19 protein-coding genes are annotated in these 21,619 nt (G+C 71.6%); 9 read left to right on the forward strand and 10 right to left on the reverse strand.

Translation table 11 applies throughout. The annotated features are described in order from the left end of the window. Positions 1–14 precede the first annotated feature (14 nt). The 3 genes from AB0L00_RS01295 to AB0L00_RS01305 all read right to left on the reverse strand — a co-directional run bounded on the left by AB0L00_RS01295 (position 15) and on the right by AB0L00_RS01305 (position 3,509). Positions 15–920 carry a hypothetical protein gene (locus tag AB0L00_RS01295; RefSeq protein WP_364426812.1) on the reverse strand — a complete coding sequence of 302 codons (906 nt, stop codon included), beginning with the start codon at positions 918–920 and terminating at the stop codon, positions 15–17. Positions 921–993: 73 nt separating this feature from the next. Further along, positions 994–2,793, reverse strand: a complete 1,800-nt coding sequence (asnB, locus tag AB0L00_RS01300) for an asparagine synthase (glutamine-hydrolyzing) (RefSeq protein ID WP_364426814.1) — start codon at positions 2,791–2,793, stop codon at positions 994–996. Between the two features lie 122 nt (positions 2,794–2,915). Continuing rightward, positions 2,916–3,509, reverse strand: a complete 594-nt coding sequence (locus AB0L00_RS01305) for an HD domain-containing protein (protein WP_364426816.1) — start codon at positions 3,507–3,509, stop codon at positions 2,916–2,918. Between the two features lie 139 nt (positions 3,510–3,648). On the opposite strand from AB0L00_RS01305, the gene AB0L00_RS01310 reads away from it, so the two are divergent. Beyond that, positions 3,649–3,993 (forward strand): VOC family protein, encoded by a 345-nt coding sequence (locus AB0L00_RS01310; protein WP_364426818.1) that lies wholly within the window; start codon positions 3,649–3,651, stop codon positions 3,991–3,993. A gap of 153 nt (positions 3,994–4,146) precedes the next feature. On the opposite strand, the gene AB0L00_RS01315 is transcribed toward AB0L00_RS01310, so the two are convergent. The 5 genes from AB0L00_RS01315 to AB0L00_RS01335 all read right to left on the reverse strand — a co-directional run bounded on the left by AB0L00_RS01315 (position 4,147) and on the right by AB0L00_RS01335 (position 9,537). Beyond that, positions 4,147–5,580, reverse strand: coding sequence for a serine hydrolase (locus AB0L00_RS01315; protein ID WP_364426820.1), 1,434 nt, complete (start codon positions 5,578–5,580; stop codon positions 4,147–4,149). Between the two features lie 334 nt (positions 5,581–5,914). Beyond that, positions 5,915–6,643, reverse strand: coding sequence for a hypothetical protein (locus AB0L00_RS01320; protein WP_364426822.1), 729 nt, complete (start codon positions 6,641–6,643; stop codon positions 5,915–5,917). 47 nt (positions 6,644–6,690) lie between these two features. Further along, on the reverse strand, positions 6,691–7,641 hold the full coding sequence (locus AB0L00_RS01325; protein WP_364426825.1) for a ribose-phosphate pyrophosphokinase: 951 nt from the start codon (positions 7,639–7,641) through the stop codon (positions 6,691–6,693). Positions 7,642–7,720: 79 nt separating this feature from the next. After that, positions 7,721–8,380, reverse strand: coding sequence for a response regulator transcription factor (locus AB0L00_RS01330; RefSeq protein WP_364426828.1), 660 nt, complete (start codon positions 8,378–8,380; stop codon positions 7,721–7,723). After that, positions 8,377–9,537 carry a sensor histidine kinase gene (locus AB0L00_RS01335; RefSeq protein ID WP_364426831.1) on the reverse strand — a complete coding sequence of 387 codons (1,161 nt, stop codon included), beginning with the start codon at positions 9,535–9,537 and terminating at the stop codon, positions 8,377–8,379. The genes AB0L00_RS01330 and AB0L00_RS01335 overlap by 4 nt, the downstream gene beginning before the upstream one ends. Positions 9,538–9,747: 210 nt before the next feature. Here AB0L00_RS01335 and AB0L00_RS01340 point away from each other — a divergent pair, with 210 nt between their 5' ends. The 4 genes from AB0L00_RS01340 (at position 9,748) to AB0L00_RS01355 (ending at position 13,486) form a co-directional block, all read left to right on the forward strand. Continuing rightward, on the forward strand, positions 9,748–10,623 hold the full coding sequence (locus AB0L00_RS01340; protein ID WP_364426834.1) for an ABC transporter ATP-binding protein: 876 nt from the start codon (positions 9,748–9,750) through the stop codon (positions 10,621–10,623). Further along, entirely contained in the window at positions 10,620–11,615 is a 996-nt protein-coding gene (locus AB0L00_RS01345) for an ABC transporter permease (RefSeq protein ID WP_364426836.1), read from the forward strand. The genes AB0L00_RS01340 and AB0L00_RS01345 overlap by 4 nt, the downstream gene beginning before the upstream one ends. Before the next feature lie 33 nt (positions 11,616–11,648). Beyond that, the gene (locus AB0L00_RS01350) at positions 11,649–13,253 is read left to right on the forward strand and encodes an alpha/beta hydrolase (protein ID WP_364426839.1); all 1,605 of its coding nucleotides are present in this window, start codon (positions 11,649–11,651) and stop codon (positions 13,251–13,253) included. Between the two features lie 98 nt (positions 13,254–13,351). Further along, positions 13,352–13,486 (forward strand): hypothetical protein, encoded by a 135-nt coding sequence (locus tag AB0L00_RS01355; protein ID WP_364426842.1) that lies wholly within the window; start codon positions 13,352–13,354, stop codon positions 13,484–13,486. On the opposite strand, the gene AB0L00_RS01360 is transcribed toward AB0L00_RS01355, so the two are convergent. Next, positions 13,479–14,327, reverse strand: coding sequence for an ABC transporter permease subunit (locus AB0L00_RS01360; RefSeq protein ID WP_364401904.1), 849 nt, complete (start codon positions 14,325–14,327; stop codon positions 13,479–13,481). The genes AB0L00_RS01355 and AB0L00_RS01360 overlap by 8 nt on opposite strands. Before the next feature lie 32 nt (positions 14,328–14,359). Then, positions 14,360–16,972 (reverse strand): alpha/beta fold hydrolase, encoded by a 2,613-nt coding sequence (locus AB0L00_RS01365; protein ID WP_364426844.1) that lies wholly within the window; start codon positions 16,970–16,972, stop codon positions 14,360–14,362. 116 nt (positions 16,973–17,088) lie between these two features. Between AB0L00_RS01365 and AB0L00_RS01370 the strand changes: the two genes are divergently transcribed. The 4 genes from AB0L00_RS01370 to AB0L00_RS01385 are packed head-to-tail and all read left to right on the forward strand — an operon-like array spanning position 17,089 to position 21,616. Further along, a complete protein-coding gene (locus AB0L00_RS01370; RefSeq protein WP_364426847.1) occupies positions 17,089–18,888 on the forward strand; it encodes a hypothetical protein in 1,800 nt (599 codons plus the stop codon). 45 nt (positions 18,889–18,933) lie between these two features. After that, positions 18,934–19,608: a response regulator transcription factor gene (locus AB0L00_RS01375; RefSeq protein ID WP_345352450.1), complete on the forward strand. Its 675-nt coding sequence runs from the start codon at positions 18,934–18,936 to the stop codon at positions 19,606–19,608. Next, positions 19,605–21,065 carry a HAMP domain-containing sensor histidine kinase gene (locus AB0L00_RS01380; protein WP_364426849.1) on the forward strand — a complete coding sequence of 487 codons (1,461 nt, stop codon included), beginning with the start codon at positions 19,605–19,607 and terminating at the stop codon, positions 21,063–21,065. Before AB0L00_RS01375 ends, AB0L00_RS01380 begins: the two co-directional genes overlap by 4 nt. Then, a complete protein-coding gene (locus tag AB0L00_RS01385) occupies positions 21,062–21,616 on the forward strand; it encodes a hypothetical protein (RefSeq protein ID WP_364426852.1) in 555 nt (184 codons plus the stop codon). The genes AB0L00_RS01380 and AB0L00_RS01385 overlap by 4 nt, the downstream gene beginning before the upstream one ends. Positions 21,617–21,619 lie beyond the last annotated feature (3 nt).

Raw genomic sequence — 21,619 nt, forward strand, 5'->3', positions numbered from 1 at the left:
GGGCGAGCCGGCGGTCAGTCGAATAGGGCGTCGACGGTGCGGACGATGACGGCGCGTTTGACCCAGGCCTCGATCTGCGCGACATCGGCGCAGGCGGTGATGCGTTCCCGTGCCTCGTCCGGGACTGGAACGCCGCGCGCCTCGAGGACTTGGAGGAGCGTCTCGACTTTGCCCTCGACCTTACCTTCGACTTTGCCTTCGACTTTGCCTTCGACCTTGCCGTTAGTTTCCCCTCTGAGGTAATAACGGCGGGCGAAGTCGCTTTGGTATGGGGATGTCCCGCTTTGCATCATTGCCTCCAGTTCGGTGGCGGGTGCCTCGGGCAGCGCCGCGAGCACAACGTCAATGTACAGTTCCGCGCGGTCGCCGTCCTCCATGGCGGCGACAGCGCAAAGCAGGGCGTGGAAGATCCTCGCCCGGTTGTAGGCGGCGCCGTGGGTCATGGTCGACAGGACTGCCAGCTCCGGTGCGCGGGCGGCTTCCGCCGCGTCGGTCACGACCGGGACCGCCTCGGGCTTGAGCACCAAAGGGGCCAGGGTCCAACCCGGGTGGCCGAGCTCGATCGGCTCGGCGCACCAGTCCCCGATCGCGGCGTCCGCGCAGATCACCAGCAGGATCGCCGGGCAGCGGGTCCGTGCGCGCAGACCCGCGAGGTAGACCGGCCAGCTCCACCGCTTGCCCTGATCCCGCCCGAGCTGGATCTCCACCACCACGGCCAGCACGGGGGAGGCCGCCTCGAAGACCACCACGGCGTCCGCGCGGAACTCCGCCGGGTTCCACTCGGTGAGATCGCCGGATTCGACCCGGACGGCTTTATAGTCCGGGATATCCACTTTTAAAGCGTCATGCAAAATTTCTGCCGCCAGGCTGGGGCGGTTCTTGAAGAGCATGGCGAGTGATTCGTGACTCAGCGATGGCATGGCCGGGACTTTAAACCGGCCATGCCTTCGGCTGCGAATCGATCACTCACTAATTGCGATAAATGGTGATTAATTAGACGAGTTCTGGGCGGTAGGCCGTCAGCCAGTCGTTCAGGGCGACGATCCGCTCCATGGCCATGCGGTCCTGCTGGAGGCTGGCCCGGCCGATCGGGCGGCGCAGGGCCGTGCGCGCGGCGTCCTCGTCGACGTAGGGCCGTACGGGCGCGTTCGGGTCGGCGAGGATGCCGGACAGGCGGTCGCGCACCGCCCGTTCGTAGCTGGGGTTCTGCGTGGCGGGGTACGGGCTCTTCCGCCGCCGCACGACCGACTCGGGGAGGAGGTCGGCGGTCGCGCCGCGTAGCAGGCTCTTCTCCCGGCCGTCGTAGGTCTTGTGCGACCACGGCGTGTTGAACACGTACTCGACGAGCCGGTGGTCGCAGAACGGCACGCGGACCTCCAGGCCGACCGCCATGCTCATCCGGTCCTTGCGGTCCAGGAGGAAACGGACCATCCGGGTGAGGTGGAGGTAGCAGATCTCCCGCATGCGGCGTTCGAGGCCGCTCTCGCCGGGCAGCCGGGGCACCTCGTCGATCGTCTGGCGGTACCGCGCGGCGAGGTAGGCGTCGGTACGGCGGCCGAGGTCGCGGTCGATGAGGTCCTGCTCCCTGCCCAGGCCGTGGCGCCAGGGAAAGCCCTCGGCGGCGACCGCGGCCGGATCGTGGAACCAGCGGTACCCCCCGAAGACCTCGTCGGCGGACTCGCCCGACAGCGCCACGGTGGAGTGCCGCCGGATCTCGGCGAACAGCAGGTACAGCGAGGTGTCCATGTCGCCGCCGCCGGGCAGGTCCCGGGCGCGCATGACCGTCTCGACGGCCTCCGGCGAGGTGAGGTTGTCGCTGCTGAGGACGACGTCGGTGTGGTGGGTCCCGACGTGCTTGGCGACGTCATGGACGTACGGCGTGTCGGCGGTGTCCCGCATGGCGTCGGGCACGAACCCGCCGCCCTCGTCGGTGAAGTCCACCGCGAAGGTGCGTACGGTGCCGGTTCCCAGGGCCCGGTCGGCCAGCGCGGTCAGGGCGCTGGAGTCCAGCCCGCCCGACAGCAGGGTGCAGAGCGGCACGTCGGAGATGAGCTGCCGTTCGACGATGTCCTCGAGCAACTCGCGGACGTGGCGGACGGTCGTGGGGACGTCGTCGGTGTGCTCCCGGGCGGTGAGCGCCCAGTAGCGCCGGTCGGTGACCCCGTCGCGTGAGACGCGGACGACATGTCCGGGCTCGACCTCGTACATGCCGTCGAAGACGGCGTGGCCGGGGGTCTTGGCGGTGGAGAGCAGTTCGAACAGGCCGTCGCCCCGGACGCGCGGGGTGAAGAGCGGATTGGCCAGGATGGCCTTGGGCTCGGAGCCGAAGAGCACTCCGTGGCGGGTCGGCGCGTAGTACAGCGGCTTGATGCCCATCCGGTCCCGGACCAGCAGTAGTTCCTCGGTCCGCCGGTCCCACAGCGCTAAGGCGTACATCCCGTTCAGGCGCTCGACGAGGTCGGCGCCCCAGCGCAGGTAGGCCTGCAGGACCACCTCGGTGTCGCTGCGGGTGCGGAACCGGTGCCCGTGGGATTCGAGCTCCCGGCGGAGCTCACGGAAGTTGTACGTCTCGCCGCTGTAGACCAGCGCCGCGGGTCCCTCGCTCATCGGCTGCGCGCCGCCCTCGATGTCGATCACGGCGAGGCGCCGGTGCCCCAGCGCGACGTGCGGGTCGATCCAGAGCCCTTCGGCGTCCGGGCCGCGGAGCGCCATCGTGCGCGTCATCGTGAGCGCGGTGTCGCGCTCGAGCGTGAGGTCGCGGTCGTAATCCACCCAGCCGGCTATGCCGCACACGGAACGCCTCCTCATTGGATGCATCATGCACGTAACAGACGCTAACTCCGTCTGTCAGAAACATCCAAGTAACAAACCTCACGGCCTGCGAGGCTGGACATCCGGGACGAACCGTGCGCCGCTCAGCCGACGGCCGGTTCGTCCTCACCGTTCACGACGCCGGGGAGCCAGTCGAGCGACCCGGTGGCGAGCGCCTCATCCGCGAGCTTCTTCCCGGACGGCGTCTGCAGCGCGGCGAGCGAGCTGTCGATCCACGGCTGGATGGTGTGATGCCCCTGGTCTCGGTACTCGATGGCCTGCAACAGGCATTCGAGCTTGTCGGCGTCGCGCGCGCAGCGGGCCTCCAGGCTGGTCCGCTGCTCGTACTCCGCGACCGAACCGGTGATCAGGTCGGCCACCGGGGCGGGCAGCCCGCGAACTTGATCCGCGGTGACCTGCTCGTTGGGCATGCGGGTGACGTACCGCTTGGCGAGGTACGGCAGGTCGGTGAGCCGGGTCTCCTGGCTGTCGTGGAAGAGGCTGAGCAGGATGGCCCGCTCGGGGCTCGCGCCCTCCAGGGCGGCCAGCACGCCGGCCAGCACCGCGGCCCGGAAGGAGTGGTCCGCGATGCTCTCGGGCGCGGCGACGCCCGCGACCAGCCAGCCGCTCCGCTTGTAGCGCTTGAGCAGTCCCATCTCGTAGACGAACTCCGTCAAGCGCGCCAGCTCATCCGGCATGCCTGCCCCCCTCATTCTCGGCCGCCCGGGTATCTCACGGTAGACGACTTTTCCCAGATCAGACGGTAAGCGGAGGGCAGATCTCGGCCGGGCCCGCCGGACCGGGAGTGGAAGCCGACCCGCCGGGTAGCGTTCCGGCATGATCGGACGACTGCAGGAACTCGTCATCGACTGCGCCGACCCGCCGAAGCTGGCCCGCTTCTGGACGGCCGTGGTCGGCGGAGAGGCCGTCGACCGTGATCCCGACTGGTCCTACGTCGATCCGCCGGACGGGCCGCTGCGCCTGGCGTTCCAGCTGGTGCCGGAGGGCAAGGAGGTCAAGAACCGCCTCCATCTCGACGTCGAGGTCCCGGACATCGACGCGGCGCGCGAACGCCTCTGCGCCGAGGGCGCCACCGCCGCCGGGGACCTGCGCACTGACGCCCACGGCCGGTTCCAGGTGATGCGGGACCCGGAGGGCAACGAGTTCTGCCTCGTGACCTGATCGGCGATCGAACCGCCGTCGCCGTCGACGCGGCCCGCGTTCACCCGGCCCTGGTGGAACCGCTCGCCGGCGGGTGGCCGTTCTCACCGGGGCGGAGCGGATGAGCAGAAGGGGCCGGGATTCCCCGGCCCCTTCGTCCTGTATCCGCCTGGGTCAGTGCGCGGCCTCGTAGGCGTCCATCGTGCGTCCGAGCAGCGCGAACTTCTCGGTCCGGTTGACCGACGGCTGAACGTCCTGACGGTTCGGGTCGATGTACCGGTAGCCGAGGTTGCTGAACGCGGTGATGATGTAGTGCCGGTTCGGCTTGCCGGGCAGCGACTTGACGATGCCCGCGTCGCTCACCGCGTTCTCCGACAGCCCCGTCTTGTGGGCGAACGTCACCTGGGCGGCGTCCTGGCACGGCTGCACGGGGTACTGGTACTTGCCGTCGGTCGGGTCGTCGTTGACCGTCACGGTCCCGTCCGGGCCGATCCACCGGTCCGAGATCCGCTGCGGCATGCCCGCCGTCGGGTAGGTGTAGCCGCAGTAGTTCGTCGTCGACAGGACGTTGTTCCAGCCCTGGTCGCCGAGCTCCTTCATGAAGAACTCGCGGGAGGACCTGCTCAGAACGTCACTGGTGACCGCCTTGCCGTTCGGAGTGGTCCACGCCGTGCCCGTGACGCCGTTGACGAGCGCCAGCAGCTTGGCGGTGTCCAGCGAGGACATGTTGATGCCGGAGGTCCAGTTCCCGCCGTTGGCGGGGTTGGTGCCCTTCAGCTGCAGCGTCTCCAGGCCGATGTCCTGGAAGGTCTGGTTGAGACCATCGATCGCGCCCTTGTCGTTCAACAGCTTGATCATCGCGCACGCCGAGCCGTTGTCGGAGACGGTGATCATGCGGTCGAAGTAGTTGCGGACGGTGTCGGTCGTGGCGGCGCCGCACAGGTCGGAGGCCTGCGTCGGCTGGTAGGCGTACGTGTCGTCCAGCGTGATGGCGCCCTTGTCCACGAGCTGAAGGACGCCGAAGCCGACCAGCAGCTTGAGGGTCGACGCCGGGTAGGGCGACATGAAGTCGATGGGTGCGTTCTCGCGGCCCGGCACGACGTCGGTGTCGCCCTGCCCGTTGTTGGTGTTCCAGAGGTTGGTGTCCCAGTGCCGGTAGCGCACCGCGGTGGTGTGGAAGTTCCGGTCGACCGGGACGATGACGCCGTTCTTGTACGTCGGGCTCGTCACGACGGTGCCAGAGGAGACGGGACGGCCCTTGTCGTCGAGCTCGAGGACGGTCACATCGACGTTCGGCTGCTGGTGGATCTGTGTCGCGGCCGCGATGGCCGCCGCCTTCAGCTTGGGAGCCCGATCCCGTCCCGCGAGCTTCTTCTCCGGGTCGACGTCGACCGAGGCGGACTTCTTCGCCTGGGTGGACGTGGGGGGTTCGGTGTCCAGGACCTCGCCGAACTTCAGTGCGGCCATGGTCCTCTGGAGCTTCTGCGCGACACCGCTGGTGTCCGGCTCGGCCGCCTGCGCCGGCTGCGCGACCGTGGCCAGTAGCACCACGGCGCCGCCCAGCGCAAGCCAACCCCGACCGTGCTTACGGTAACGGTTCAAGATCATTCTGACAAAATAGCGGTTTCGGCTGCGCACCTTCCCGGTTTTCGCCGATATCCGGAAAGCCGCCGGTCACCGGTCGTACGGATCGTGTCGCCGGCGGAGCGCGGCCGGCGCGGGACGCTCGACGTCAGAAGTCGAACAGGACGCTGATGACCCCGTGCGTCACGGCCGCGCGCACGCGACCGGTGAGGTCCAGCGGCTGGAAGCCGGGGTGGACGAGGAACGTGATCCGCGCGTCCTCAGCGTCCCGCCCCGGTGATGTGTCCGCAATGACACGGATCTGACGATTCCAGCCATCGGCCGGTCCGCGCCTGTCCAGCTCGCCCGAACGCCGTGATCAGCGCACGGGCACACCGAACGCCCCGACCAGGGCGTCGAGCTCCCGACGCCAACTGCCGGACGGGATGAGGAATCCTCCCGGGACGTTCAGCCGGAGTGGCGGGGCGGTGGGCACGGTGTAGCGGAACGAGCTCCACCCCAGGGTGTTCGGCCGGTAGTCGGAGATTCCTCCTACGCCGTGCAGCGGCGCCGTGGAGGAGATCTGCTTGGGCCGGTTCGTGAAGCCGTTCATCTTGACGAAGACGACCTGCCGCCGCGTGACGGCGACGTAGTAGTGGTCGGTAAAAGCAGACGGAACAGAAGCAACAATAAAAACACCAATAAGAATCACATAGTAAGTAACGCCGGTAGCGCCAACGGCACCGGAAAGTGCGGCAGCGATGATCGCGGCGAGCATCCAGCCGTACATCGGGTTCGGGCCCGTCATCGAGTACACGCCGCTGATGATCCGGTCGCCGGGCTGCAGTACGCGGGCCACCAGTGCGTTCGCCTGTCTCTCGATGGTCTGTTTGCGAATGGCCACCGGTCCAACCTTTCGTCGGGCGCGGCAGAACCGTTGTTCCGTCACGTCCGGCGTGATCGCCGAACCACTGCGGCTGCTGCCCTGCCTCGCCGACCGGTCATCGCAAAGAGCCATCCTGGCGGCCGCCGTGTGCATCGCCTGCTGTGACGGACTCAGGGACTGCCGGGCGCAATCGACCAAACCACCTTCCAGTTTATTGGTCAAGACAATTCGCCTGCGTCGGGAGTCGATCCGTCCGTAGCGGGAGGGCGTCAGAAGTCGAACAGGACGCTGATGCTCTCCCGGCGGTGGATACGGGCGATCGCCTCGGCGAACAGCGGCGCGACCGAGACCTTCTGCACCTTCGGCGACAGCCGTACCGGCTGGTTCTCCACCGTGTCGGTCACGTAGAGCCGCGAGATCGGGCTGGCGTCCAGCCGCTCCATCGACTTGCTCGTGAACACTCCGTGCGTCACCGCCGCGCGCACACTCCGCGCGCCGTGCTCCATCACGGACTCCGCGACCTCGGTCAGCGTGCCGGCCGTGATCGTGAAGTCGTCGACGATCACCGCGTCCCGGCCGCGTACGTCACCGATCAGGTCGACGACCCGCGCCGTCTCGCTGTGGTCGACGCGCTCCTTGTCGGCGATGGCGAGCGGCGCGCCGAGCCGCCTGGCGTACTTCCGGGCCTGCTTGGCGAACCCCGCGTCGGGCGACACGACGACGAGGTTCCCCTGCGCGCCGATCGCCTCGGCGAGCAGGGGAAGGGCGTACAGGTCGTCGACCGGCCGGGTGAAGAACCCCTGGATCTGCGGCGCGTGCAGGTCCATCGTGACGACCCGGTCGGCCCCGGCCACCTCGATCGACTGCGCGCACACCCGGGCGCGGATCGACACCCGCGGCTCGTCCTTCTTGTCGGCCTTTGCGTAGCTGAAGTAGGGCATCAGCACGGTCACCGACGCGGCGCTGGCCCGCTTGAACGCGTCGATCCAGAACAGCAACTCGACGAAGTTGTCGTTGGCGGGGAACACCGTGGACTGCACCAGGTGCACGTGCCGGCCCCGGACGTTCTGGTTGACCTTCACGAACAGGTTGCCGTCGGAGAAACGGATCACCTCCCCGCGACCCGGCTTCACGCCCAGGTGGTCGCAGATCGCGGCGGTCAGCCGCGGACTGCCCGTTCCGCCGAACACCAGCAGCTCTTCGAAGTCGGAACCGGTCACCAGCATCGCCTCCCGCGCCGTCCGCCACGATCATCCCCGGAACGGCCGTCTTCGTCACTATCGATCTGCCGTGACCCGGTCACCGGCCGGACGGCTGTACGAGACCGTTCTCCCAGGCCCACGCGGCGATCTGCACCCGGTTACGGACGCCGAGCTTCGACTGGACGCTGGCCAGGTGGCTCTTGACCGTGCTGACCGAGATGAAGAGCTCCGCGCCGATCTCCTGGTTCGTACGGCCCCGGGCGATGGCCCGGATGACCTCGGTCTCCCGTACGGACAGCGGTACCGCCGGAGGCGCGGTGGAAGTCCTGGCGGGCGCCAGGTGCCTGAGCAGCCGTACGGTGACCGACGGGGAGATCAGGACGTCGCCGGTGCCCGCGGCGCGGACGGCCTCGACGAGCAGGGCCGGGCCGGCGTCCTTGAGGATGAAGCCGACGGCGCCCGCGCGCAGCGCTCCGTAGACGTACTCGTCGAGGTCGAAGGTGGTCACGATGACGACCCGGAGCGGATCGGGAACGCTCGGGCCGGCCAGGACACGGGTGACCTCGATGCCGTCGAGGCCCGGCATCCGGATGTCGACCAGGCACACGTCGGGCCGCAGCCGCCGGGCCAGGGCGACGGCCTCGGCACCGTCGGCGGCCTCGGCGACGACGGTGATGTCCGGCTGATCCTCGAGGATGAGCCGGAGCCCGCCGCGGACCATCGCCTGGTCGTCGGCGATCAGCACCCGGGTGGTCATGGGCGGCTCGAGGCGGGCAGCGTGGCGCGCACCGACCAGCCGGCCCTGGGGCGCGGACCGGCGGCGAGGGTTCCGCCGAGGGCCTCGACGCGCTCGCGCATTCCGACGAGACCGTACCCGCCGGAGTGGGGGAAGCGCGGCGAACCGGCCGGGGCGGCGTCGTCCGTGACCTCGACGGTGATGTCACGCCGGTCGTGGGCGAGGGCCACGGTGACCTCCCGGGCGTCGGAGGCGTATCGCGTGATGTTGGTGAGCGACTCCTGGACGACCCGGTAGACGGTCGCGGTCACCTCCGGCGGCCACGCGGGGTCCGGTGGTCCGTCGGGCAGGTCCAGCCGTACGGCCGGGCCGCGCCGGGCGAAACGCTCGACCAGCTCGGCCAGCGCCTCGGGCCCGCGGGCCGGCCCACCGGCGTCGTCGGCGTCCCGGAGCAGGCCGATGACCTGGCGCATGGACGCGAGCGCCTCGGTGGCGGCGGCCTCGATGCCCGCCAGCGTCTCGTCGAGGTTCCCGGCGTTCCGGCGGGCGGCGATGCGGGCCCCCTGCGCCTGGAGCACGATGCCGGTGATGTGGTGGGCCGCCGAATCGTGCAGTTCCCTGGCCAGTTCCAGGCGCTCGCCCCTACGTATGGCCTCGATGGAGGCATCCCGGCGGGCGTCGAGGCGGCGCAGCACCAGCCCGGCCCCCACGGCGGCGACCCATCCCTGCGCCATGATCCAGGTCGCGGAGTAGGAGACCGGAGCGCCGGTGGCCAAGAAGTGGGAGTACCGCTCGAGGCTGCCGGCCACCACGACCGCCCCGCCGGCCGCGACGGCCGCCGCCGTACGGACCGGCAGCACCCTGACCGCCGCGGCGATGAGTACGAACAGGGCGAGGATCGCGGCACCGGCCGGCTCGCCGGACAGGTTCCAGTGCCAGGCGACCGCTTCGGCCGCCCCGGCGACGGCGAGACCGGTCGCCGCGGCCCACGCGCGGGAACGCTCCCGCAGCAGGGCGGCGGCCGAGACCACCGCCCCGACGGCGAGGGTGAGCGCCCAGTCGCCGTGCCGGCCCATGAGGGTGTGGATCTCATAGCCCAGCGTCGCCGCGAACACGAGGCCGAGCCCGGCGTTCACGGCCGTCCGGGGCCGCTCCACCAGGCGATCCAGCAGGTCCATGGCGCCCAGGCTACGGATTCGCCGCCGTCGCCGAATCAGCCGAAAGTACGACCGGTTCGGCCGGAACCGTACTTCCGGCCGGTACACGCGCCGAGCAGAGGCCCGCACAGTGAACCGCATGCCATTCACGGAGAGAACGTCATGAGCGAGCGGAGCGAGCGAATCGATGAGCACAGCGTCTCTGGTCACTCCTCCGACGAAGGAGGGCGCATGAGTGTCGTCCTGCGGGCCCGGGGACTGGGCAAGAGATACCGGCGGCGCTGGGCGTTGTCGGACTGCACCCTCGAGGTCCCCGCCGGGCGGGTCGTCGGGCTGGTCGGCCCGAACGGGGCCGGCAAGTCGACGCTCCTGGGCCTGGCCGCCGGCCTGCTGACGCCGACCTCGGGCACGATCGAGGTGTGCGGCGAACGCCCCGCCGCAGGGCCGGCGCAGCTGGCCAAGATCGGCTTCGTCGCCCAGGACACGCCGACCTACGCCCGGCTGACCGTCGCGGAGCACCTCAAGCTCGGCTCCCGGCTGAGCCCGGGCTGGGACATGCGGCTGGCGACCGAGCGGGTGCGGCGGCTCGGCCTGCCCCCCGACCAGCGGGCCGGGAACCTGTCCGGCGGCCAGCGCGCCCAGCTCGCCCTGACCCTCGCGCTCGCCAAGCGACCCCGGCTGCTGATCCTCGACGAGCCGGTCGCCGCCCTCGACCCGCTCGCCCGGAACGAGTTCCTCCGGGAACTGGGCGACGCCACCGCCGACCGGGAGATCAGCGTCGTGCACTCCTCCCACCTGGTGTCCGACGTCGAACGGGTCTGCGACCACCTCATCGTGCTCGTCGGCTCCCGCGTGCGGATCGCCGGCGACGTCCGCGAGCTGCTGGCCGCGCACCACCTGATCAGCGCGCCGCGCCTCGACCCCGCCGGCCTCCCCCCGGGCGTGCACGCCGTCTCGGCCGACCGCACCGGCCGGGGGACCACCCTGCTCGTCCGCGCCGACGGCCCGATCGACGGCCACGGCTGGACGGTCGCCCCGGTCGGCCTCGAAGAACTCGTCCTCGCCTACATGAGCGGGTCCACCCCGGTCCTGGAGGGACAGCGATGATCTGGCTCGCCTGGCGGCAGCTCCGTACGCAGGCGGTCGTGGTGTTCGGCGCGATCGCCGTCCTCGCCGTCCTCCTCGCGGCCACCGGCCCTCGGCTCGCCCACCTGTACCACGTCCACGGGAGGGCGTTCCTCGACGAACTGGGCGGAACGGAGAGCAGCCTGTACCTCATCGGCACCTTCGCCGTGCTCTTCACGCCCGCCATCATCGGCACGTTCTGGGGTGCCCCGCTGGTCACCCGGGAGCTGGACGCCGGAACGCACCGGCTGGCCTGGACCCTGACCACCCGCACCCGCTGGCTGGTCGTCAAGCTCGGGGTCGGCGGCCTCGTCGCGATCGCCGCCACCGGGCTGCTCAGCCTCGCGGTGACCTGGTGGAACGGCCCGATCGACGCGGCCATCGCCGAGAACAGCGGCGCTCCCGGCCCCGGAGTCTTCGTGCTCCCGCGCATGCAGGCCCTGGTCTTCGACACGCGCGGGATCGCCCCTCTCGGCTACGCCGCGTTCGCCTTCGTCCTCGGCGTCACCATCGGCGTCGTCATCCGGCGGACCCTGCCCGCGATGGCACTCCTCCTCGCCCTCTTCACCGTCATCCAGGTCACGATGGCGGTGGGAGTCCGGTCGCACCTGCTGCCCCCGGAACACGTCACCACCAAGATCACCTCGGCGAACCTCACCCTGATCGACTTCACCGGGCACCTCACGGTGAAGGTCGACGAGCCCGGTGCCTGGATCGTCTCCCAGCACACGGTCAACGCCGCCGGCCAGGTGGTCTCCCCGCCCTCCTGGGTGGAGAAGTGCCCGCTGGAGAACCGGCAGGGGTCCCAGGCCTGCTTCGACCGGCTCGCCGAACTCGGCTACCGGCAGCTGGTCAGCTACCACCCCACCGGCCGTTTCTGGGCCTTCCAGTGGGAAGAGGCCGCGATCTACCTGGTCCTCGCGCTCTCCCTGGCCGGATTCTGCGTCTGGTGGATCCGCCGGCGCGTGTCCTGACCGCTCCTCGCCCTGTGAAAGGACTCTTTGGAAATGCGGACCAACCGTCTTCTCGGGCCTGGCACGGTCGGTGCCAGGCTTCTCCGACCCGCCACCGCCGTAGGGGCGGCCGGCCTGCTCGCCGCCGTCGCCGTTCCCGCCGTGCTCTTCGATTCGGGCGACCGGGCGGCGGCGACGGCCGCCGCGTCGGAGTCGCGGACGACGCCGGTGTTGCGGTGGCGATCCTGTGACGGGGGCTTCGAGTGCGCGACCGCGCGACTGCCCCTAGACCATCGGAACCCGCGCGGGCGGACCGTCAGCGTCGCCGTGATGCGGCACCGGGCGACCGACACCGCGCACCGCATCGGCTCGCTGTTCGTCAACGGCGGCGGCCCGGGCCCGCAGCTCACGGGCTTCACGGCCGCCTACGGGCGGGTGCCGGCGGCCTGGAGGGCTCGGTACGACATCGTCGACTTCGACCCTCGAGGGTTCGGCCAGAGCACCGCGATGCGCTGCTTCCCGACCGCCGACGCGGAGAGCGCGTTCCTGGCCGGCGCGCCCATCGGCTTCCCCGTCGGTGCCCGGGAGACGTCGGCCTGGGTCCGTACGTGGTCGCGCTTCACCGCGCGCTGCGCGAAGCCGGGTGACGCCCTCCTCCAGCACGTCAGCACCGCCGACGTGGCCCGTGACATGGACCTGCTCCGCCAGGCCGTCGGTGATCCCACGCTGAACTACGTGGGCCTCTCCTACGGCACCCTGCTCGGCACCACGTACGCCAACCTGTTCCCCTCCAAGGTCGGGCGGATGGCCCTGGACGGCGTCGTCGACCCGGCCGCGTGGACCGACGGGAAGGACGGGCTGCCGAGCTTCGTACGCGAGGGCAACGACCAGGCCTCCGCCGCGGTCCTCCGGGACTTCCTGGGCCTGTGCGGCAAGGCGGCCGTGAGCGCCTGCGCCTTCTCCGCGGGCACCCCGGCGGCGACCCGCGCCAAATACGACACGCTGCTGCGCCGGCTCCGCCGTCATCCGGTGACCATGGGCACCCCGCCGGACACACAGACCTGCGGCTACGCCTGCGGAGTCCTCAGCGTCCCCCTGGGGAGCGTGGCCACGTGGCCGGAGGGGGCCGGCCTGCTCCAGCAGATGTGGGAGAAGACGTCCGGGCGGACCACCACCGCGGAGAAGCGGCAGGCCGGTGCCGGTGACCCCGCGCCGGAGACGTACAGCGGCCGGGAACAGTACTTCGCCACAGTGTGCTCCGACAGCCCGAACCCGAGCGATCCGCGGGCCTACGAGACGGCGGCACGACTGGCCTACGCCAGGTCGGGGCCCTCGGCCCTGGACTCGGCCTGGGCGACGGAACCGTGCGCGGGATGGCCACTGGGCAAGAGCCGCTACACCGGGCCGTGGAACCGGCGTACGGCGGGCCCCATCCTCCTGCTCAACAACACCGAGGACCCGGCCACCTCCTACCGGCAGGCGATCACCGTGTCCCGGACGCTGGCCCGCGCGCGCCTCCTGACGGTCGACGGGTACGGTCACACGGTCTTCTCGAATCCCAGCTCGTGCGCCATGGATTACGAGACCCGCTACCTACTGACGGGAGTCCTGCCGCCAGCCGGCGCCGTCTGCAAGCAGGAAACCGCCCCGTTCTCCTGACCGCGAGGTGACGCCGAGGTGGTGCCGGGAGCAACGGGGGCGGGTGCTCCCGGCACCCACGCGTGTAAAACGCTCGGCCGGGTGGGGAGGAACCATCGATGGACGTTCTGATCAGAGACGCTCTGGACGCCGACGCTCCCGTGATCGCCACACTGCTGACGCAGCTCGGCTATCCGTCGACCACGGAGCAGACCGCCGATAACCGGACTGCCGCGGAAGGGTGGGTCAGCTGACGACGTCCTTGGTGCGGAAGCGGCGGACGGCCAGGGCGAGGAAGACGATGGCGTACGAGGCGGACAGGGCGGTGCCCTTGATCATGCCGGTCCATTCCAGGTGCGGCTGGAGGGCGTCGGTCCAGGCGAACGTCCAGTGCGTCGGCAGGAACTCCCGCCAGTGGCCGAGCGCCGTCACCGCGTCGATGATGTTGCTGAGGATGACGAGGCCGACCGCGCCGCCGACCGCGCCGAGCGGCGAGTCGGTGGTGACCGACAGCAGGAACGCCAGGGCGGCGACGACGAGCTCGGACGCCAGGATGTAGCCGACGATGATGAGCATCCGGGTGAGGGCCGTGCCGTTCGGCAGCGCGACGTCTCCGCCCGGCACCCGCAGGCGGGCCCAGCCGAAGACGTAGATCCCGGTGATCATCGCCATCGTGGGCAGGCTGACCACGGCCAGCGCGGCGTACGCGAGGGCGACGATCAGTTTCTGGCGCAGCAGCCGGACGCGCGGCACCGGGGCGGCGAGCAGGTACCGCAGGGACGCCCAGCCCGCCTCGCTCGCCACCGTGTCGCCGCAGAACAGCGCCACCGCCACGACGAGCAGGAAGCCCGCGGATGCGAACAGCGTGAACGCCGTGAAGTTCAGCGCGCCCGCCGTCGCCACCGTGACGAGGCCGGGGGTGTTCGCGTCGTTCCCCGACGGCGAGCCGCCGAGCTTGAAGGCGGCGGCGAGTACCCAGGGCAGTGCCAGCAGGACCAGGAACGCGATCCAGGTGCGGCGCCGGCGCAACTGGCGGACCGCCTCGACGCGCAGCGGCAGGGTTCGACGCCGCCGGTACGTGGGATCCTCGGCCACCGGCCCTCCCCGAGTCATGAGTCCTCCCCGCGTCATGAGCCGTCTCCGATGAGCGCGAGGAACGCGTCCTCCAGGCGGCGGTGCGGCGTCACGCGATCCACCGGAACGCCGCCGGCGACGAGGGCGGCGACCACGGCCGCCGGCGCGAAGCCGTTCAGGCGCACGAGGACGCCGGGGGCGTACGGCTCCGCGCCTTCGACGCCCTCCAGGGCGGTGAGCACGCTCATCGCGCGGTCGACCTCCGGTGTGCCGATCAGGATCGAGCCGTCGTGGCCGGCGATCTCGGCGACCGGCCCCGCGGCCACGAGTGTGCCCCGGTGCATGACGACGACGTCGGTGCAGGTCTGCTCGACCTCGGCGAGCAGGTGGCTGGAGATGATGACGGTCCGGCCGGCGGCGGCGTACCGTACGAGGACCTCGCGCATCTCGGCGATCTGCGGCGGGTCGAGGCCGTTGGTCGGCTCGTCGAGGACGAGCAGGTCGGGCAGGCCGAGCATGGCCTGCGCGATGGCCAGCCGTTGCCGCATCCCCTGCGAGTAGGTGCGCACCGGCCGGCGGATCGCGTCGCCGAGCCCGGCGATCTCGAGGGCCTCGTCGAGGTACGCCTCGCCGCGCCCGGCGGCCTTCCAGTACAGCTCCAGGTTGTCGCGGCCGGACAGGTGCGGCAGGAAGCCGGGGCCCTCCACGAACGAGCCGAGCCGGGACAGCACCGGGGCGCCGGGCCGTACGGGCTCGCCGAAGATGCGGATCTGCCCGGCGTCGGGGTGGATGAGGCCCATGAGCATCCGCAGCGTGGTGGTCTTGCCGGCGCCGTTCGGGCCGAGCAGGCCGCAGACCTGGCCGCGTTCGACGCGGAACGACAGGTCGTCCACGGCGAGGTGGCCGTTCTTGTAGCGCTTGGTGAGCCCGGCGATCTCCAGCGGCACCTCGGGGTCGCCGGGTTCGCCGCCGCGCCGGCGCCGCCCGCGTCCCGTCGCGACGAGCACGACGGCCGCCGCCACCGCGATCGCCGGGAACCCCCACACCCACCAGGGCAGCGGGGTCGGGGGCGTGCGCAGCGCCGGGGCGACGGGGACGGTCAGCGGGGAGTCCACGGACACGCGGTAGGAGGCGGCGCGGGTCGGGGAGGCGAACCCCATGTCGGTGGTGCTGAACACGACCCGCACGCGGTGGCCCGCGTCGAAGCGGTGATCCAGCGCGGGCAGGGCGACGTCCGCCGTGCCGTCGACGGTGAACGGGGCGGCGAGGCGGCGGGCCGGTTCGGCCTGGCCGTCCGGCCCGACGTCGTACACCTTGGCGAACAGCGTCGCCCTGCCGCCGGCGACGTGGACGCGTACGCGCGCGGACCCGGTGAGCGTCAGCGGCGCGTTCAGGGGTTCGGTGTCGAACACCGCCGACTGGCCGGGCATGTCGAGCTGGGTGCCGCCGGTGCCGAACCCGCTCACGCCGCCGAGCGCGCCGAGCCCCGGAAGCGTGGAGATGGGGGCAGGGGATCCGCCGGGCGGGTTCTGGATCGTCTGCTCCTGCCCGCCGAGCGGGAGCGTACGGCGGGTGGCGCCGGACAGGCCCGGGTACCGGGGTGCGGTCGCGGCGGTGACGACGACGCGCTGGGTGGAGGAGTCGATGCCGCCGCTGCGGGTGACGGTGAAGCCGGACCCCTCCTCGCTCGACGTCGCCGTACGGTCGCCCTTGAGGTAGCGGTCGAACCAGCCCGTGACCAGGCCGCGGACGCGCGTGGTCTCCGGGTCGCCGCCGTCGTGGCCGCCCTGGAACCAGACGACCTTCACCGGCGCGCCGCTGACCGCCCGCGCGTTGCCGTCGGCCTGGTCGAGGGGGAACAGGGAGTCCGACTGGCCCTGGACCAGGAGGGTGGGGACGTGGATCCGGCCGGCGACGGACGAGGTGCTGGACCGGCGCAGCGTCGCGACGGCCTCGGGCGTGGGCCCTCCGGTCTCCGCGACCTTCTGGTACATCGCGCACAGCGACGGCAGGAACCGTCCACAGCCTGTGGACGACGCGCCTGCGGTGAAGAAGATGCCGGCCCAGACCTTCTTGAACACGCCGTTCGCCGCGCCCTTGCCGGTGGCGTCGGGGAAGAGTGAGTCGGCCAGGTCGTACCAGGTGATCTGCGGGGCGATGGCGTCGACGCGGCGGTCGTACGCGGCGGCCAGCAGGGTGATCCCGCCGCCGTACGACTGTCCGGCGATGCCGACGCGCGGGTCGCCGGGTGCGTCGAGCCGCACCTCGGGACGGCGGGCCAGCCAGTCGATGAGCTGCCGGACGTCCTTCACGTCGTAGTCGGGGGAGTCCAGGGTGATCTCCCCGTCCGAGCGGCCGAAGCCGCGCGCGGACCAGGTGAGCACCGCGTACCCGTGCCGGGCCAGCCGCTCCGCCTCGTCACGGGTGTCGTCCTTGCTGCCGCCGAACCCGTGCGCGAGCAGCACCGCGGGGGCGCGGCCGTGGCCGGCGGGCGCGAAGAAGGTCGTGTCCAGGCCGACGTGCCGGTCGTCATGCGGCCCGTCGACCACCGCGATGCGCTGCTCGGTCGTCCGTACGCTCGGCGGCCCGGGCAGCGCCGCCCAGGTCACGCCGCCCGCCAGCACGGCCGCCGCACCGACGACCGCCGCCCACCGTCCCCGCCTCATGCCCGTAGACCTTAGGGCCTGTCGCAAAGCCGCCGGAGACAGGCCCTGGCGGTGTGTAACAGAACCCGGACATCGTGCGGACAGTGCCATGACACTGGGTCGCGATCTTGGTCGGCATGTCGTCTCCGAGCACTTTCGACGTCCGGACCCCGGTACCGCCGCGCACACCGGTGGCCCGCCCGCGTCGCCGGCCGTCCTGGCCGCTGCTGGTCCTGGCCGGCTGGCTCGCCCAGGTCGGCATCCGGTTCGCGCTCGCCGGGGGGCAGAGCGTCCCGGCGGCGTTCCCCGACGAGAGCGGGTACCTGCTCGCGGCCCGGTGGCTCACCGGCGGGCCGGGCGGTGACCTGTCGGGCAGCACGTTCTACCAGGGCGGCTACCCGCTGCTGCTGACCCCGGCGTTCTGGCTGAGCCACGACCCGCAGACCTGCTACCGCATCGTGCTGGGGATCAACGCCCTCGTCGGCGCGGCGATCTTCCCGCTCGGCGTCGTCGCGCTGCGCCGGATGCGGCTGGCCCGCCCGCAGGCGTACGCGCTGGCGTTCGCGGCCGCGCTGCTGCCCGCCGCGACGGTCTTCGGCGGGCTCGCGCTGACCGACGCCGTCCTGCCCACCCTCCTCCTCGGCTGGCTGCTGGCGCTGCACTCCTTCCTGCGCGCCTGGTCCCGGGGCCGGACCGCGTCCGGGGACGCCCGCCGGGCGTACGCGCGGTGGACCGTGACGGCCGGCTCGCTCGCGAGCCTGGCCGCGGCGTACGCCTACACCGTGCACGCCCGCGGCTCCGTCATCCTCGCCGTGCACGTCCTCACCCTGGCCGGCGTCCTCGCCCGCGACGTGCTGCGGCGGGAACCGGCGCGCCGCCTCGGGACGACGCTGGCCCCCATGGCGGTCGTCCTCCTCGCGGCCGGTGCCGGGTGGGCGCTGAACGGCGCGGTACGGGCCGCGCTGTACCCCCGCGGTGTCCGTGACCTCGGCGGCCTGCTGTCGACGCGGCTCACCACGGTCGCGGGCCTGGAGTGGGCCGTGTGCGGCGCCGCCGGACAGATCTGGTACCTCGTCGTCGCCACCTGGGGGCTGGCGGGGATCGGCCTCGTCGCCGCCGCCCGTACGCTCTGGCGCCCCTGGAGCGACCCGGCCGACCGGATCCTGTCCGGCGTCCTGCTGGCCGCGACCGCCGGCACGGCCCTGGCGTCCTCGGCGGCGCTGCCGGACGAGCACCGGGTCGGCAACTACTTCTACGGCCGCTACCTCGCCTGCCTCGCCGTCGCGCACGCGCTGTGCGGCCTCGCGGTGCTGATCCGGCGGCGGCACGCCGTCGTCGGGTACGCGTTCGCGGCGGGGGTCGTGCTCGCCGGGGCCGGCCTGTCCGCCGCGGTGTACGCCGGGGACCGGCTCACCCACTACACCTTCATCGCGTTCGACTTCCCCGAGACGTGCTTCCTCACCTGGGACTGGACGGCATTCCGGCTCGGCGCGGCCTCGCTCACGGCCCTCGGGCTGCTGGGCGTGCTGGTCGCGGTGGCGTTCCTGCCACGCCCGGCGTGGACGATCGCCGTCGGGCTCACGGCCTTCAACCTCGTCGCGGCCCTCGTCATCGCCAAGCCCTGGCTCCCGGCGCGCGAGCCGATCTTCCGGCCCGGTCCGCCGCGTGGCGGGGTGGCCGTCGACGCGGCCCTGACGTGGCGGGTCTGGGTGCGGCAGACGTACCAGATCTCCTGGACGCGGGTCGCCTTCTTCCACAGCGCGAGCGAGGCGCCACCGGCCGGAACCTGCATGGTCATCGTGCCGGTCCCGGACCGTACGGCGCCCGAGGCGTCGTGGCCGCGGCACCCGGCCGGCTGGCGCGTGGCGTACTCCGGCACCTCGCCCGCGCCCTGGGCGGCCTGGGAAAGTTCGCCATGTCCCAGAACTGTTACATGATCTTTTCGTTCCGACTATTGCGCCGGGCGTCCTGATAATGAACGCGTGGCGACAATCTTGCTCGTGGAGGACGACCCTTCGGCGCGTGCCGGTCTGGAGTTCGCGCTGACCCGGCTCGGACACTCCGTGACCGCCCGCGAGACCGGCGAACTCGGCCTGGAACAGGTACGCGCGCAGCGCCCGGAGATCGTCATCCTCGACGTCATGCTGCCGGGCATCGACGGCGTCGAGGTCTGCCGCCGGATCCGCGCGGAGGACTCCCTGCCCGTCATCCTGCTGACCGCCCGCAGCGACGACATCGACGTCGTCGTCGGCCTGGAGGCCGGGGCCGACGACTACATCGTCAAGCCGGTCGAGCCGCGCGTCCTGGACGCGCGGCTGCGGGCGGTGCTGCGCCGCGTCGAGCGCGCGCCAGGGGACCGTTCCACCCACGGCGACCTGGTCATCGACCGCGGCACGATGAAGGTGCGGCGGGCCGGTCAGGACGTGCACCTGACCGCCACCGAGCTCCGGCTCCTGCTCGAGCTCTCCCGGCACCCCGGTCAGGTGCTGACCCGGCAGCAGCTGCTGGCCTCCGTCTGGGAGCACGACTTCCTCGGCGACTCCCGGCTGGTGGACGCCACCGTGCAGCGCGTCCGGTCCAAGATCGAGGACGTGCCGTCCCGGCCGAAGTACATCGAGACCGTACGCGGCTTCGGCTACCGCTTCGTCGCCTCATGATCGGCCTGCGCGCCCGGCTGGTCGCGGCGTTCGCCGCCGTGGCGCTGCTGGCCTCGGCGGTCACCGCCGGGATCGCGTACTGGCTGGTGCGGCTGGCGATGCTGGAGCGCGTGCAGAACGCCGTCGTCAACGACGTCCGCAACGCCCTGGCCCAGACGGTGCCCACGCAGTTGCCCGGCACGGTCCTGACCGCCGACCTCCTCCAGCCGATCAGCCGGGCCCTGGCCCGCCAGCCCGGCCGTCAGTCCTGGGTGCTCGGCGACGAGCCCGGAGGTTGGGCCACGAGCGGTGCGCACTTCACCCGCCTGCGCATCCCGCCCAAGCTGATCGCCGCCGTCCGCGGGCCGGGGCCGCACGACGATCTCGCCCGGCCGCTGCGCGGCCGGCAGATCTACTTCCAGCGGATCACCTCGCGCGGAGTGCCCTACCTGGTCGTCGGCACGCCGGTCTACCTCCCGACCACGCGTGGCCGCACCGCCAGCCCCATCGAGGCGTACGTCATCGTGAGCCTCCAGCGCGAACGCGACGACCTCGACCGGATGGCCCGTTCGGTCGCCGCCGGAAGCGGGGCGGCCGTCGTCGTCGCGCTGCTGCTCGCCCTGCTCGCCGCGCGCAGCGTGTTGCGGCCGGTCCGGCGGCTGGCGGTGGCGGCGCAGGGCCTCGGCGCCGGCGACCTGGAGCGGCGGGTCGAGGTCCGGGGCCGCGACGAGCTCGCCCGCCTCGCCCGGATCTTCAACTCCAGCGCCGAGGCCCTGGAGGCCAGCGTCACCGAACTCCAGGAGATGGAGCGGTCGGCCCGCCGGTTCGTGGCCGACGTGTCCCACGAACTGCGCACGCCGCTCACCGCGATGACCGCCGTCACGGACGCCCTGGAGGAGGAGGCGACCGGGAGCGCCGCCACGGCCGCCGGGCTGGTGGCCGAGGAGACGCGCCGGTTGCGCACGCTGATCGGCCACCTGCTGGAGATCAGCAGGTTCGACGCCGGAGCGGCGGCGCTGGTCCTGGACGACGTGGACCTGCCGGAGCTCGTCCAGCAGAGTCTGCGGCTGCGCGACTGGGACGAGGAGGTCGAGACCGATCTGGCTCCGGACCTGCGCGCCCGCGTCGACCCCCGGCGCTTCGACATGATCCTGGCGAATCTGGTCGGCAACGCGCTCCGGCACGGCGAACGACCCGTCACCGTACGGCTGCGGCGCTCGTACGTGCCGGACGGTCCCGGCATCCGGCTGCGCGTGTCCGACAGCGGGCCCGGCATCCCCGAGGAGGTGCGCAAGCACGTGTTCGAGCGCTTCTACAAGGCCGACGCCGCGCGGACCCGCAGCGAGGGCAGCGGCCTCGGCCTGGCCATCGCTCGCGCCAACGCCGAACTGCACGGCGGCGAGCTGACCCTGCTCGACACCGAGACCGGCACGACGTTCGAGCTGTGGCTGCCCAACCGGCCCGAGGACTCCGCGTGACGGCCCGCCTCGCATTCCGCGTCATATTCGCCCTGGTCACCATGGTGCTCGGCACCGCCTGCGGAGTACGGCCCACCGGCGTGATCGGGGCCGGTGAACCGGCCGTGGCCCAGCAGGCCGTCCCGCAGACGACCGTCTACCTCGTCCGCGGCGGTGCGCTGGTGCCGGTGCGCCGGGTGGCCTTCCCCGGCGCTCCCCAGGCCGCGCTGTACGACCTGTGGCAGAGCGGGCCGACCGGGAACGAGCTCGCGGCGGGCATGTGGAGCCCTCTCGCGAATCTCGTGGTGCACGCCATCAGGGTCCGGGACGGGATCCTGACGGTCGAGTACGAGCGGGACCAGCCGGTGACCCGGCTGCTGATGGCCCAGGTCGTCTGCTCCGGGACCGCCCAGCCGGACATTCGCCGTGTACGGATGGCCCGCTGGAAGTACGTCGGACCCGAGTCCGACCAGCCACCGACGTTCGACGACCAGCATCCCTCGCCCGGCTGGACGCTCGTCGTCGGCCGCCAGCGGAAGTGCTCGGACTACGGCAAACTGATGGCCCCCTGACCG

Origin of the sequence: Actinoallomurus sp. NPDC052308 (genome assembly GCF_040679195.1) — a bacterium.
Lineage (GTDB): Bacteria > Actinomycetota > Actinomycetes > Streptosporangiales > Streptosporangiaceae > Actinoallomurus > Actinoallomurus liliacearum.